Source organism: Sphingomonas sp. Leaf10 (genome assembly GCF_001421245.1).
Lineage (GTDB): Bacteria > Pseudomonadota > Alphaproteobacteria > Sphingomonadales > Sphingomonadaceae > Sphingomonas.
Genome location: NZ_LMKE01000002.1, coordinates 197,591 through 211,573, shown reverse-complemented (window position 1 = coordinate 211,573; position 13,983 = coordinate 197,591). Strand labels below are relative to the sequence as shown.

The 13,983-nt window shown below is 66.9% G+C and carries 15 protein-coding genes; 4 read left to right on the top strand and 11 right to left on the bottom strand.

Going from position 1 to position 13,983, the window contains the following annotated elements:
- Positions 1-42 precede the first annotated feature (42 nt).
- Positions 43-2,925, top strand: a complete 2,883-nt coding sequence (locus ASE59_RS05705; protein WP_156359888.1) for a TonB-dependent receptor plug domain-containing protein — start codon at positions 43-45, stop codon at positions 2,923-2,925.
- A gap of 53 nt (positions 2,926-2,978) precedes the next feature.
- Positions 2,979-3,737: a glycosyltransferase family 2 protein gene (locus tag ASE59_RS05700; protein ID WP_056453442.1), complete on the top strand. Its 759-nt coding sequence runs from the start codon at positions 2,979-2,981 to the stop codon at positions 3,735-3,737.
- Here the strand turns inward: ASE59_RS05700 and ASE59_RS05695 are convergent.
- Positions 3,683-4,387 (bottom strand): DUF1826 domain-containing protein, encoded by a 705-nt coding sequence (locus ASE59_RS05695; RefSeq protein WP_082458119.1) that lies wholly within the window; start codon positions 4,385-4,387, stop codon positions 3,683-3,685. The genes ASE59_RS05700 and ASE59_RS05695 overlap by 55 nt on opposite strands.
- Before the next feature lie 78 nt (positions 4,388-4,465).
- On the opposite strand from ASE59_RS05695, the gene ASE59_RS19505 reads away from it, so the two are divergent.
- On the top strand, positions 4,466-4,630 hold the full coding sequence (locus ASE59_RS19505; protein WP_156359887.1) for a hypothetical protein: 165 nt from the start codon (positions 4,466-4,468) through the stop codon (positions 4,628-4,630).
- A 72-nt stretch (positions 4,631-4,702) separates the two neighbouring features.
- Positions 4,703-5,542 carry a hypothetical protein gene (locus tag ASE59_RS05685; RefSeq protein ID WP_056453433.1) on the top strand — a complete coding sequence of 280 codons (840 nt, stop codon included), beginning with the start codon at positions 4,703-4,705 and terminating at the stop codon, positions 5,540-5,542.
- A 172-nt stretch (positions 5,543-5,714) separates the two neighbouring features.
- Here ASE59_RS05685 and nadA read toward each other — a convergent pair whose 3' ends face one another.
- The 10 genes from nadA to leuD all read right to left on the bottom strand — a co-directional run bounded on the left by nadA (position 5,715) and on the right by leuD (position 13,901).
- Positions 5,715-6,713, bottom strand: a complete 999-nt coding sequence (gene nadA, locus ASE59_RS05680) for a quinolinate synthase NadA (protein WP_056453430.1) — start codon at positions 6,711-6,713, stop codon at positions 5,715-5,717.
- Between the two features lie 92 nt (positions 6,714-6,805).
- Entirely contained in the window at positions 6,806-7,522 is a 717-nt protein-coding gene (locus ASE59_RS05675; protein ID WP_056453427.1) for a DUF4230 domain-containing protein, read from the bottom strand.
- Positions 7,507-8,364 carry an MBL fold metallo-hydrolase gene (locus ASE59_RS05670; protein ID WP_056453424.1) on the bottom strand — a complete coding sequence of 286 codons (858 nt, stop codon included), beginning with the start codon at positions 8,362-8,364 and terminating at the stop codon, positions 7,507-7,509. Before ASE59_RS05670 ends, ASE59_RS05675 begins: the two co-directional genes overlap by 16 nt.
- Before the next feature lie 108 nt (positions 8,365-8,472).
- Positions 8,473-10,131 (bottom strand): M56 family metallopeptidase, encoded by a 1,659-nt coding sequence (locus ASE59_RS05665; RefSeq protein WP_056453422.1) that lies wholly within the window; start codon positions 10,129-10,131, stop codon positions 8,473-8,475.
- The gene (locus ASE59_RS05660) at positions 10,128-10,496 is read right to left on the bottom strand and encodes a BlaI/MecI/CopY family transcriptional regulator (RefSeq protein WP_056453419.1); all 369 of its coding nucleotides are present in this window, start codon (positions 10,494-10,496) and stop codon (positions 10,128-10,130) included. The genes ASE59_RS05665 and ASE59_RS05660 overlap by 4 nt, the downstream gene beginning before the upstream one ends.
- Before the next feature lie 579 nt (positions 10,497-11,075).
- Entirely contained in the window at positions 11,076-11,399 is a 324-nt protein-coding gene (grxD, locus tag ASE59_RS05655; RefSeq protein ID WP_056453561.1) for a Grx4 family monothiol glutaredoxin, read from the bottom strand.
- 34 nt (positions 11,400-11,433) lie between these two features.
- Complete coding sequence (locus ASE59_RS05650) at positions 11,434-11,676, bottom strand: BolA/IbaG family iron-sulfur metabolism protein (RefSeq protein WP_056453416.1); 243 nt, start codon at positions 11,674-11,676, stop codon at positions 11,434-11,436.
- Positions 11,676-11,999: a DUF1476 domain-containing protein gene (locus ASE59_RS05645; RefSeq protein ID WP_056453414.1), complete on the bottom strand. Its 324-nt coding sequence runs from the start codon at positions 11,997-11,999 to the stop codon at positions 11,676-11,678. The genes ASE59_RS05650 and ASE59_RS05645 overlap by 1 nt, the downstream gene beginning before the upstream one ends.
- Before the next feature lie 314 nt (positions 12,000-12,313).
- Entirely contained in the window at positions 12,314-13,309 is a 996-nt protein-coding gene (locus ASE59_RS05640) for an NADPH:quinone oxidoreductase family protein (RefSeq protein WP_200913161.1), read from the bottom strand.
- Complete coding sequence (gene leuD, locus ASE59_RS05635) at positions 13,272-13,901, bottom strand: 3-isopropylmalate dehydratase small subunit (RefSeq protein ID WP_056453411.1); 630 nt, start codon at positions 13,899-13,901, stop codon at positions 13,272-13,274. The genes ASE59_RS05640 and leuD overlap by 38 nt, the downstream gene beginning before the upstream one ends.
- Positions 13,902-13,983 lie beyond the last annotated feature (82 nt).

Genomic DNA, 13,983 nt, shown 5'->3' with positions numbered 1-13,983 from the left:
ATCGACGTCGAACGGGCGCGCTGGTCAGGGGGAACTTACATCATGCCGATCGTCATCCGTCGTCGCCTGCTCGCTGGAGCGGCGCTGTTCGCCGCCGCGTCCGCGCAGGCCCAGACCGCCCCCGAGACGCCGCCGGCGAGCGACGAAGGCGGCGAAATCGTCGTCACCGGATCGCGCATCGCCCGCCCGGACTATGCCGCGCCCAATCCGGTCGTGTCGCTGGGTGCCGAGGAACTGCGCCAGTCGGGAACGACCAACGTCACCAGCTTCCTGCAACGCGTCCCCGCGCTCACCAACTCGCTCGACAGCACCCGCACCGCCGGCCGCAACCAGGCTGATGGTGCGCTGGGGCAGGTCGGGCTGAACCTGCTCGACCTGCGCGGCCTTGGCCCCAACCGGACGCTGGTGCTGGTCAACGGCCGTCGCCACGTCGCCGGGCAGCCCGATACCGCCGCCGTCGATATCAACGCGATCCCGACCGACCTGATCGAACGCGTCGACGTGCTGACCGGCGCCGCCTCCGCCATCTATGGTGCCGATGGCGTGTCGGGCGTCGTCAATTTTGTGCTGCGCCGCGATTTCGACGGGATCGCCGCGCGGGCGCAGGCGGGCATTTCGGAACGCGGCGATGCCGGCAACCGATTTGCCTCACTGATTGCCGGGCGCAATTTCTCGGACGGGCGCGGCAATCTGACCCTCGCCTATGAATATAACGCCGACGATCCGCTGGCGAACGACGATCGCGACTATCTGACGCTCGCCCAGCGGCAATATTTCGTGAACCTTGACGGGTACGACCCGACCCGCCCGGGCAGCTACAAGATCGGCCCGGTCGGCGACCTGCGCTATCCTTATGGGTCGAACCAGGGGTATGTCGTCATCGGCGATCAGGTGTTTCGCGGCGACGGCGCGCTCTATACCCCCGGCCGCTTCCTGCAGAATGACGGCTATTCGATCGGCGGGGACGATACGCCGGTCGCTGGCTATGTCGGCGATATCCTGCCGCGTACCGAACGCCACGCCGTCAACGCGCTGGCCCATTTCGACTTCTCCGACGCGTTCAAGCTTGCGGTAGAAGGCAAGTTCGTCCAGAGCGAAGTGACCAGCTTCAGCGGCTATGGCGGCAATTATCCAGCGACCATCGCGCTCGACAATCCGTTCATTCCGGCATCGATCCTGACGGCGGCGCGTGCCGCCGGCCTCACCTCGGTCGATATCAGCCGCAACAATTTCGACATTCCCCGCCGGGGCGAACGCGACCGGCGGCGGACGTGGCGCGGCGTTGTCGACGTCAGCGGGCGGCTGACCGATCATGCCAGCTACGACGCCTCCTACACCTATGGCCGTACGGACGTACGCGCGACCAAGCTGAACGACCGGCTGAACACCCAATTCCTGAACGCACTGGATGCGGTGCGCGACGGCAGCGGCGCGATCGTGTGCCGTTCGGCCGAGGCGCGCGCGGCGGGATGCGTGCCGGTCAACACCTTTGGCGGCAACACCGTCGATGGCCGCTCGTTCGGCTATTATCTCAGCAACCCGGTCAGCAATGCGCGCATCGAACAGCATGTCGCGACCGCATCGCTGACCGGCGATTTCGGCCAGTTCTTCGAACTGCCCGGCGGCCCGATCGCCTTTGCCACCGGTGGCGAATATCGCCGCGAATCGAGCCGCTTCCGTCCGGCACAGGCGCTGATCGACAATGCCTTCTACCAATATGACGAATATATCATCCCGACCCCGTCGGACGGCAGTTTCGACGTCTGGGAAGCATTTGGCGAGGTCAATGCCCCGTTGCTGAAGGAGGTCCCCTTCGCCCATCTGCTTTCGGTCGGCGCGGCGGGTCGCCTGTCCGATTATTCGACGATCGGATCGACTCGCGCCTATCAGTTCAACGCGATCTATGCGCCGATCGCGGCGATCAGCGTCCGGGGATCATACGGCCGATCGGTCCGCGCGCCCAATATCGGTGAGATCTTCCGGGCGCAGACCGGCACCAGCAATTTCTTCTCCGACCCATGCTATGTCGCCAATCGCAGCCTCGGCACGTCGTTCCGCGCCGAGAATTGCCGGACGCTGATCGCGGCTGCCGGCGGCGATTTCGCGAACTTCACCGCCGCCAACAATCCTGATGCGACGATCTTCATTCCGGGCACGCAGGAGGGCAATCGCAACCTGCGCCCCGAAGTCGCCCGGACCTGGACCGCCGGCCTGGTTCTGCGTCCCGATTTCGTGCCGGGCCTCTCGATCGCGCTCGACTGGTACGATATCGACCTGCGCGATGCGATCAATACCCCCGACGCCAATACCATCGCCGAATTGTGCGTCGATCAGCCGAGCCTCGACAACGCCTATTGCGGGTCGATCACCCGCCGCGCCGGCAGCGGCTTCATCAACGGCTTCATCGTCCAGCCGCAGAATGTCGCCGCCTTCCGAACCGCTGGCGCCGAGTTGAACCTGACCTATCGCTTCGCGACCGCATCGGCGGGCGATTTCGACCTGCGGCTGGTCGGCGGCTATCTCGACCGGCTCGAACAGGTGGCGACGCCGGGTGCCGTGACCGAGAACAATGTCGATCAGCTGTTCCGCCCGCGCTACACACTCGCCTTCTCGCCGACATGGAACAGCGGGGTGTTGACGCTCAGCTATAATCTGCGCTGGCAGAACGGCGTGCGCCGCTTCACCCGGATCGACACCGACAGCAACCCCAGCCTCGTCGATCCGCGCTATTTCCGGTACAAGGAATTGTGGAGCCACGACGTGCAGGCGCAGGTCGCGGTCAACGACGATTTCTCCTTTTATGGCGGCGTCAACAATCTGGGCGACCAGCGGCCCGATATCGGGTTCGAAACCAACGTGCCGATCTCGCCGGTCGGGCGTTATTTCTACGCTGGCGCAAGGCTGCGGTACGGCGGCGGGCGCTGAGCGGGTACGGTTGCGGCGCTTGATCGTGGGCGCAGTTCTGGCATGGGGCGGGGATGCTGCAATCCGCCGATCCGTTCGTCGCGTCGTACGACGTCGTCATCCCATGCCATAATCGCGCGCACGTCGTCGCCGATGCGGTGGCGAGCGTGCTGGCACAGGTGCCGGCACCCGAGCGGGTGATCGTGGTTGATGACGGATCGAGCGACGACAGCGCCGCCGTCATCCGCGCCCTCGCCGCCAGCGACCCCCGTGTCGTAGCAATGATCCTGCCGCGCAATGTCGGCGCATCGCAGGCGCGCAACAGCGGTGTCTCGCTCGCTACAGCCGACTGGATCGCGTTCCTCGACAGCGACGATGTGTGGCTGCCCGGTGCGGCGCGGGCATTGCTGGGCAGCGTGCCGAGCGCCGCCCACGACATCGTCGTCGGCTATTTCGCGCGGGTCGAGGGCGATGCCGATCCGACCGATCCCGAGTGCGGCTGGGACGGCGACTGCATCCGCGCCGGTCTGGCCAGCGGCGGCGTGATCGGGCCGAGCTGGTCGGTGGTCCGCCGGGCGATGGTCGAGCGGGTCGGCGGGTTCGATCCCAGCTTCCACAATTGCAACGACTGGGACTTCTATACCCGCGCCGGGGCGGCAGGTGCGCGCTTCGCCCGGATCGATGCCTGCGTCGCGCAATATCGGACCGTGGCCGGCAGCCGCCTGGTCAACGACACCGCGATCGGCGAACGCAATGCGCGCCGCGTGCTGGCGCACCCCTATCTGGCTGGCTTCGCGTCTGTCGAAGCGGAACCCGTCGCCGCCGCCGGCTGATCGGGCCGCGCCGGGTCGATCACCAGCACCAGCCGCCGCGCGCCGGTGCCCACAATCGGCGGCGATCGGTGGACGATCGGCGTATCCGACCGGTCGCGCCCCTTGAACAGCGCGACGTCGCCGGTCGCGATCGAGCGGATCGTCGCGGCTGGCGGCTCGGCACCGGGCGCCAGTGCCGCCGCATCGTCGTTCGCCAGCCACTGGGTTCCCGGTCCGGCATAGGTGCAGATCAGCCGCACCGCGACGTAATCGGCATGGAAGCGGCGACAGGCATCGGTTTCGACCACCTCGAGCCGGATCGCCACCCGTTCGATCCGCAGCAGCGCGGCAAAACGCCCGGCCAGTTCGCCGATATCATGCGCCAGCAGCACCGCCAGCGCATCGTCATACCCCGCCGCCGCCAGCGCGTCCGATATCGCCGCCCCTGCCCCGGCGGGCACGACGACCGCGATATCCTCCACGGTATCGAGACCGCCGACATCGATCACCGGCGCATCGCTGCGTTGCCAGACGGCGAGGTTGACCGGATCAGCAAGGATCGCGTCGAGCGCCTGCCCCCGAGCCGCTATCCGGGCGTGGCCGGGCCACGCCAGATCGGCGAGGAACGGGGCGGGCGGCGGGGACGGATTCAATCCTGCTATCTGCAACATACGTCATGTGATAACATATCTCTTTACGACGTCCAGTCCCTCGCGACGTTGCGCGGCGAATGCGATCGGCTCGTACCCGTGCCGGCCGTGGTGTCGTGTGCCGGTCCGGTGCGGCGGGCGTTGGCGACGATCGCCACCGGCGGGCTTGTCGTCGCTCCGCTGCTGCCGTCGTACATGCTGTCGGCGCTACCTGCCCGCTGCGGCGAACGATGGACGACCCGCAGCATGGTCGCGGTGGTATGAATCGTCCTGTTTTGGGAACTTTTTCGCAAGTAGCAGTTGGCAACTTAATTTGCGGTTGCGAGTTTGCACGCCATGACGACGGTTTCCTCCGATAGCGCCGACGTAGCTTCGACGTCACGCGCACTTCCGCTGGTCTGCGCGGTGGCGCAAATCCTGACGCCGTTCCTGCCGATGATCGGCTTCGGACGCACCATCGGCGAACAGTCGAATGCGGTGCGGACGCTGGTCACCCCGGCGGGCTGGGCGTTCGCCATCTGGGGCGCGCTCTATATCGGCGCGCTGGTGTTCGCGCTGTATCAGGCATTGCCGTCGCAGCGCGACAATCCGCTACTCGCCCGGCTGCGCGGCCCCGCTGCCGGTGCGTTCTTCGGCAACGCGCTATGGGCCGCCTATACCCAGATCGCGGGGCTGGGCGTGCCCTCGGTCGCTATCATCCTGTTCACGCTGCTGTGCCTGCTCAAAAGCTATCGCATCCTGGCGACATGGCCGATCGCCTTCACCGCGGGCGAACGCTGGTGCGCGGTCCTGCCGCTGACTGCGCTGGCCAGTTGGCTGACGGTCGCATCGATCGTCAACATCGCCGCGACGCTGCGCGCGCACGGCGTCTATTTCGGCGGGGAAACGCCGATCATCGCGGCAGCGGTCGTGGTGCTGGGCGGCATGATCGCGGCGGCGACGCTGGTCGCCGGTCGCGGTTGCCCGCCTTATGCGCTGGTGTTCTTCTGGGCATTGTCGGCGATCTGGTCGTCGGGCGGACAGCGTTCGGCGCTGGTCGCGATCGGGGTCGTCGTCGCCGCGCTGCTGGTGCTGATCGGTACCATCACCGGCCTGCGCCACGGTGGTTTCACCCATTGGTTCGGGCGCGGCGTCCCGCGCCCGACGGACGGAAGCCGAAGCCAAGCCCGAGCCTGAACTGCGCCCGGCCCGCCCCGCCGCTCCAGAGTGGTGAACAGCGTGATCGAAAGACCTGCCCCAAGCGGTCCCTCGATACACGACTTCAATACCCGTCCCGAGCGAAGTCGAAACGGCTACCTGGCACGAACGGACGAGTTATCGCTCAACGCGCTTCGTAGTCCGGGTACCGTCATCCCCCCGCGCGCAACGGCCCCAGATCGCCCAGCCCCACCGTCCCGCTCGCCATCGCCAGCATCCGGTCGAGCGACACCTTCGCCCGCTGGCGCAGCCCTTCCTCGATCTCGATCCGTGGGCTGAGGTCGCGCAGCGCGATGTAGAGCTTTTCTAGCGTGTTGAGCGCCATATACGGGCAGATATTGCAGTTGCAGTTGCCGTCCGCCCCCGGCGCGCCGATGAACGTCTTTTCCGGCACCGCCTTTTCCATCTGGTGAATGATGTGCGGTTCGGTCGCGACGATCAGCGTGTCGCCGGCCATCGCCTTGGCATAATCGAGGATGCCGCTGGTCGACCCGACATAATCGGCATGGTCGAGGATGATCGCCGGGCATTCGGGGTGCGCCGCGACCGGGGCGCCGGGATGCTGCGCCTTCAGCTTCAGCAACTCTGTCTCGCTGAACGCCTCGTGCACGATGCACACGCCCGGCCACAACAGCATGTCGCGCCCGGTCTTGCGCATCAGATACCCGCCCAGATTGCGGTCGGGACCGAAGATCACCTTCTGATCGGCGGGCAGTTGCGCCAGGATCTTTTCGGCCGACGACGACGTCACGATGATGTCGGACAGCGCCTTCACCTCGGTCGAACAATTGATGTAGGTCAGCGCGATGTGATCGGGATGCTGCGCGCGGAACGCGGCGAACTGTTCGGGCGGACAGCTGTCCTCCAACGAGCAGCCGGCATCCATGTCGGGCAGGATCACCGTCTTGTCGGGCGACAGGATTTTCGCTGTCTCCGCCATGAAGCGCACGCCGCAGAATGCAATGACATCGGCATCGGTCGCCGCCGCCTTCCGGCTGAGGTCGAGGCTGTCGCCGACGAAATCGGCCAGATCCTGGATCTCCGGCTTCTGGTAATAATGGCCGAGGATGACGGCGTTGCGCTCACGGCGCAGCCGGTCGATCTCGGCCAGCAAATCGGTGCCGGTGGGCAATTCGGTGCGCGCGTTCATCATCGTCTCCTGTGCCCCCGCCCCTAGGTGGGTCCCGACTGTACCGCAAGCGGCACGTCCGCCCCTCCCTGACAAGGGAGGGGAGGAATGTCTCACCGCCGATTGGCGATCACCTCGGCCGGGTCCGCCGAAACATCCCAGCGCTCGCCATTTCGTGCCCCCCGTTCGGCCGGAAAAGTCACCACGACCCGCACATTCCCCTCATCCGCCGCCGCCAGCGGTGCCGCCAGCAACCGCGCCAGTCCGGCCCGCGCCATTTCGCGCGCCTGCGCCAGCCGTTCGGGACTACGCGCCTCCCGCTCGGCGCGTGCCTGCGCCACCGACGACACACGCTGCGACAGGGCCGCCGCCGCCTCGCGCGTGACATACAACCCGTTGGTCTGCACCAGCGTTCGCGCCGCTTCGTCGACATTCGGTCGCGCCACCGTCACATCGGGCGCATCGACCACCAGTGTCCGCGTATCCGCCGACCAGCTCAACTGCCCCTCGCCGATTCCGCCGACATCGACAAAATAATCGACCGAATAGGGCATCTTGACCACCTGGTCCGATCGCAGCCAGCCGAAGCCGCGAACGTCGCTGGCCGTCGCCTGCAACGTGCCCGACAGCGCCGCGACCTTCAGCGCGCTCGCGCCCGACAGGCGCGCGGAGATGATCCGCGTCACCGCCTGCCCGCTCTCCGTCTCGGTGGTAACGGTATATTGCTCTTCGTACCGCTGCCACAGCACCCAGCCGCCGACCGCCAGCGCCAGCAGTACGACGACCGCCACCGCCAGCCGCATCGCCTGCGGCCTCACATGCGATGCCATGTGTCCCCCTCCTGTCGCACGATGCCGCGCCGTTCCATATCGATCAGATGCGCCAGTACCGACCGCCGCGCCGCGCCGACCAGCCCCGCCGCCAGCCCGACATACATGCCATCGACCATCGTCGGCACGTCATGCGTGCCGCGCTCGATCGCCCGTGCAATCTGTCCCTCGCGCTGCTTGCGATGGCCGAGCATGCTGCGCACCAGCCGCTGCGGCGTCGCGATCAGATCGCCATGCGCCGGATAATAGATCCGGTCATCGCGATCGAGCAGCTTCGACAGGCTCGCCATATAGTCGCCCATGTCGCCATCGGGCGGCGACACGATCGTCGTCGACCAGCCCATGACATGGTCGCCGCTGAACAACGCCCCGCTCTCGGGCAGCGCAAAGGCCAAGTGGTTCGACGTATGCCCCGGCGTCGCCACCGCGACCAGCGTCCAGCCATCGCCCGCCACCGCTTCGCCATCGCCCAGCACCCGGTCGGGCCTATAATCGACATCGAACGCCGCGTCGGATCGCGGGCCGGCGTCGTCCATCGTCAGCGGCGCACAACCGATGATCGCCGCCCCGGTCCTCGCCGCCAGCGGGGCCGCGCCCGGACTGTGATCGCGGTGAGTGTGAGTGCACAGGATCGCCGCGACCTCGCGCCCGCCGACCGCCGTCATGATCGCATCCAGGTGCACGTCGTCGACCGGCCCCGGATCGATCACCGCTACCGCGCCCTCGCCGCCAACGATGAAGCTCTGCGTGCCGCTATGCGTATAGGGGGAGGCATTGCGCGCCAGCACGCGCGTCACCAGCGGTTCGAGCGGCTGGGCGATGCCGGTTGGATAGTCTGCCATCGCTGTAAAACATGGCCGCTGGCGGCGTCCGATACAAGCGGACCGGCCGGCGCGAAGCCGACCGGCCCTGCCACGAACGAACGGGGCAGAACGTCCGTGGACCCCGGATCAGTCCTCGCCGTCGAGCTGGGACTGGAGTTCGCGAATGCTTTCGTCGATGCCGGCAAGCGCGCTGGTGCGTCCGGCGGCCGGCATGTCGCGGTCCGCCGCGATCGATGCGCGGGTCGAACGCAGGCTGGACAGCGCGGTCCGCAAGCCCTGCCGCGCATAGATCCGGCCCTGTGCTGCCTGTGCCTCTCCGCGTGCCGCCGCAGCCTCGCCCCGTGCCGCCGCCGCTGCGCCCAGCGCCGCCAGCCGGGCACCGTCCTGCGCACGGGCGGCGGCCTGTCGGGTGATGATGCGGATGCGGTCGGAACAGATGGTCGTGACCTGCTTGCCGCCGTCGTTGCGGGTGATGGTGGTCTGGCTGCCCGGACCGCAATTGCCGCTGACGACATTCACCTCGGGAATGTCGCTCACGCTCTGGCCGAGCAGCTTGCCCTCGCCGTCATAGCGCTGGACGACGATCTTGCGGACCTTGCCTTCGGGCGACTTGGCGAGGTTCGCCGGCAGGGCGGGCATTGCCGGCATCACGACGGTGATGGGCATCGGCACCTTCGGCGCACCCGCCGGGATCGCCGGCTTGGGCAACGGTGCGGGGGTTGCCGGCTCGGCAGGCACCACCGGCAGCGTCGCCGCCTGTGCCGGCACGATCGCCGCGACCGGGGCCAGCACTGCCGCCGCCTTCGCCTCGACCGATGCGATCTCGACGCCGGTCGCATCCTCGACCTTGCCGCGGAATGTCTCGGCCGCTTGCGTCCCCGACGCGGTGATCCCCAGCCCCAATACCGCCAGCGCCAGCGTCGCGCCCCCGGCGACCCGCTTCGTCATGGGCGACATCACCCGGTGCTTCGACAACATGATCAGCCTCCCTTTGAGTTCATGGACGCCGTGCAGGTGGCAGGCGGCCGACAGCCTCTGACCATGCGCGGACTTGACGATGGCAGTGGCATAGGCGTGGCGGACGCCCGGCGTGGCACGGGCCAGCACCATCGCATCGCACGCCATCTCCTGATCCGCCCGGAATGCCCGGAACGCGCGCCATGCGACCGGATTGAACCAGTGGCATCCCAGCACGACCAGCGCGAACCAGTTGGCAAGCAGGTCGCCGCGGGCATGGTGGCCCAGCTCGTGCGCCAGCGCCAACGCCTGTTCGCGTTCGTCATAGCGTTCGCGAAAATCGATCGGCATCGCGACGTAGCGGCGCACCACGCCAAAGGCGAGCGGCCCGGCGGCATGGCGCGATTCGATCATCTTGACGTGCCCCCCGGCCACGCCCTTCGCCCGGCCCGACGCCAGCACCTTCGCGCAGAAACGGCGATGCTGGACGATATGCCACGTCACGAACGCGACCGCGCCTAGCAGCCACAGCGCCATTACCACCAGAGGTACGTCGGCCATGCCCCACCCTTCGGGCAGCGCAGGGACTTCGGCCACCGGCACGCCCAGCATGATGACGCCCGGCTCGGTCGCGGCACCGATCGGCGCGATATCGACCGGGCGCCACGCATCGGGAATGGGCGGCAGGATCATGCGCAGCGCCGGCAGCGCCCATAGCGCATAGGCCGCCTGCGGACCGAAGCGTCGCGCGACGGGGCCGCGCAACATCAGCACCAGCAGCATCAGCAGCGTCGCCGCCGCGATCGTCTCCACCGCCCATCCGATCATTGTTTCAGCGCCTTTAACAGAGCCTCGATCTCGTCGATTTCACGCGCGCTCAACTGGTCGCGTTCGGCCAGATGCGCGACCAGCGGGGTCAGGCTGCCACCGAACAGACGATCGATGAACTTCTGCGATTCCCCGGCGACATATTCCTCGCGCGCGACCAGCGGGCGATAGCGGTAGCGCCGCCCATCCTCCTCCGCGCCGATCACGTCCTTGGCCAGCAGCCGGCCGAGCAGCGTCTTGACGGTATTCGCGCTCCAGTCGCGCGACGGGGCGACGCGTTCGACCACCTCCTGCGCGGTGAGCGGGTTCTTGTCCCAGAGCACTTCCATCACGGCATGCTCGGCATCGCTGATTCGTTCGGCCATGGACGATGACTACACCCGTGGTCGTTACGTTTACAAGTGTAATTTACAGGCCGCCCGGAAACTGTCGGAACGGCTTACAACTCGCCTGCGTGGTGAAGACCGGTTAACCGCAATCCGGCTAGGAAACCCGCAATTCCTGGAACTGGCACGCGATCTGCAATGTTAGAGATGCCCGACGCGTTCGCGCTTCAATCGGGCGGACCGGCATCCTTGCCGGTCCGCCCACCCGGGCCTTCCGAGATCGCCGCAATTATCTTGGACCGCTGCCAACGCACGCCGTACCGCCGCGTAGGCGGGGGTACGCCACGAGGCCGGTCATCCCCAACGCCTTGGGGCAGATGGACCTTCAGTACCTTAGGCGTGGGACGACACCTCTATCTGCTATCGTCACTCCCGCGCAGGCGGGAGCCCATATGCGCCAGCCTCGCAAAACCAGCGGAGGCGTCAGCGGTTATGGATTCCCGCCTGCGCGGGAATGACGGAAATTCGCGATCGTCGCTCAATATCGATCCGCCCTAACAAAAAACCCGGCCACACCATCGTGCAGCCGGGCTTTCCCAGTACCAATGCAGGCCGAAATCAGGCGGCCTCGTCGCCACCCAGCAACTCCGCCAACTCACCGCTCTCGTACATCTCCATCATGATGTCCGATCCGCCGACGAACTCGCCATTCACATAGAGCTGCGGGATGGTCGGCCAATCGGAATAGGCCTTGATGCCCTGGCGAATGCCCTGATCCTGCAGCACGTCGACGCTTTCGAACTGGGTGTTCAGGTGGTTCAGGATCGCCACCGCCCGGCTCGAAAAGCCGCATTGCGGGAACAACGGGCTGCCCTTCATGAACAGCACCACCGGGTTGCTCTTCACCACCGCGTCGATGCGGGCGTTGGTATCGTCGGTCATCGTCATATCCTTGATCGTTCGCCCGGCGGGCGCCTTATGCCTGTGGAGTGGGGACGCCGGTCGTCAGTTGCAATGCGTGGAGTTCGCCGCCCATCCGACCGCCCAGCGCCGCATAGACAGCGCGCTGCTGCGCGATGCGCGGCTTGCCCCGGAAGCTTTCCGACACGACCCGCGCCGAATAATGATCGCCATCGCCCGCCAGATCGGTGATCTCAACCACCGCATCGGGGATTGCGGCGACGATCAGCGCCTCGATCGCCTGTGCCTCCATCGGCATCACATGCTCTCCAGCAACTGCCGGCGTGCTTCGACCTCGCAATCGGCCATCGCCTGGCGGATATCAGCCTCGCCGCAATCGACGCCGGCGGCGGCCAGATCGGACAGCAGCTTGCGGATCACGTCCTCGTCGCCGACCTCTTCGAAATCGGCCTGCACCACCGACGTCGCATAGGCATCGGTTTCGGCCGGGGTCAGTTCCATGCGTTCGGCGGCCCAATGGCCCAGCAGCTTGTTGCGCCGCGCGGTCACGCGGAACGCCATTTCCCCGTCGCGGGCGAATTTGGCTTCGAAAGCGCGCTCCCGGTCGTCGAACGTCGTCATGGCAATCCCCTAATGGTCCCTCCCGTGCGAGATAGGGCGACCGCGGGTTTCGCGCAACGGCGTCTATATTCTGGGCGATTCCTGGCCGGAGGAAGAAGGGGTTCACGCGGAGGCGCGAAGGCGCGGAGGACGCAAAGGGGTCATGCCTGCGGCAATCGTCCGCCGCGTCAGCGGCCTTCTGCTCTCGCAGCAACAAGAAGAAAGTCTTCGCCGAGCAGGCTGCGATTACCCCGCGCCCCAACCCCTCTGCGTCCTCTGCGCCTCTGCGCGAAAAAACCTTCTTCGCGCCTTCGCGCCTTCGCGTGAACCCAAATCTACGGCACCACCACGAGCTTCCCGACAACCCGACGCGCCGCCAGCGCCGCAATCGCCTCGCCCCCACGCTCCAGCGGAAACACGCCCGTAACCCTCGGTGCGATCGCGCCTTCGTCCCACAACCGGAACAGCGTCGCGACATGCGCCGCATTCGCCACCGGATCGCGCATCGCGAACGCGCCCCAGAACACGCCGCACACGTCGCAACTCTTGAGCAGCGTCAGGTTGAGCGGCAGCTTCGGTATCCCCGCCGGAAATCCGACCACCAGATAGCGCCCTTCCCACCCGACGCTACGCAGCGCCGGTTCGGCATAGTCGCCGCCGACCGGATCGAACACGATGTCCGCCCCCGCCGGCCCGACCGCCGCCTTGAACGCATCCGCCAGCGCCTTCGACGCGTCCTTGTCGAGCGGCGCATAGGGGTAGACGACGACGTCATCCGCCCCCGCACTCCGCGCCGCGTCCGCCTTCTCCTGCGAAGACACCGCCGCCACGACCCGCGCGCCGAACGCCTTGCCCAGCTCGATCGTCGCCAGCCCGACCCCGCCCGCGGCACCCAGCACCAACAGCGTCCGTCCTGCCGCGATCCGCCCGCGATCGACCAGCGCATGGATCGCCGTGGCATAGGTCAGCAGCAGCGCCGCACCATCTTCGAAACTGCGGTTCGGTGGCAGGCGGTGGAGCACGGCGGCGGGCAGCGCCAGCTTTTCGACCATGCCGCCATGGCCGGTGACCGCGATCACCCGGTCGCCGACCGCCCAGCCCTCAACGCCTTCGCCGACGCTCTCGATCACGCCCGCCACCTCGCCGCCCGGCGCGAACGGGCGCGGCGGGCGGAATTGGTAGCGATCCTCGATGATCAGCACATCAGGGTAATTGACCGCACAGGCGCGGAGGGCGACGACCACCTGTCCCTTGTTCGCCACCGGATCGGGCAATTCCCCGATCGCGAGGGTGTCAGGCCCGCCCGGCTCCGTCGACAGCAACGCCCGCATCACCGCTTCTCCCATTGAGCCACGGTCGCGCCGAAGCGACGCCGGACTCATATTTCGAAATCGCGGTATCTTGTGCCAGCGTCATGCCGATCTCGTCCAGCCCTTCCATCAGGCACTGGCGACGAAACGGATCGAGTTCGAAGGGGAAGCGATCCTGATAGGGGGTGGTGACGGTCATCGTCTCCAGATCGACCGCGATCGGCTGATCCTTCGCCACCTCGACCAGCCGGTCGACCGCCGCCTGCGGCAGCACGACCGTGACGATCCCGTTCTTGATCGCGTTGCCGGAGAAAATGTCCGAAAAGCTCGGCGCGATCACCGCCTTGACGCCCATGTCGCCCAGCGCCCATGCGGCATGTTCGCGGCTGGAGCCACAGCCGAAATTCTCGCCCGCGATCAGCACCGGCGCGCCTGCATAGCGCGGATCGTCGAAGATATTGTCCGGCTCGGCCCGCACGCTCTCGAACGCACCCTTGCCCAACCCTTCGCGCGTCGTGGTCTTCAGCCAGTGCGCCGGGATGATGATGTCGGTGTCGATATTCTTGGCGCCCCATGGATAGGCGCGCCCCTCGACCTGCGTGATCGCTTCCATGTTACGCCCCGCTACGCGGCACGACCGGCTTGGCCACCGCCGGCCGCACGCTCGACGCATAGGCCGCCGCCACGCCGCTCAG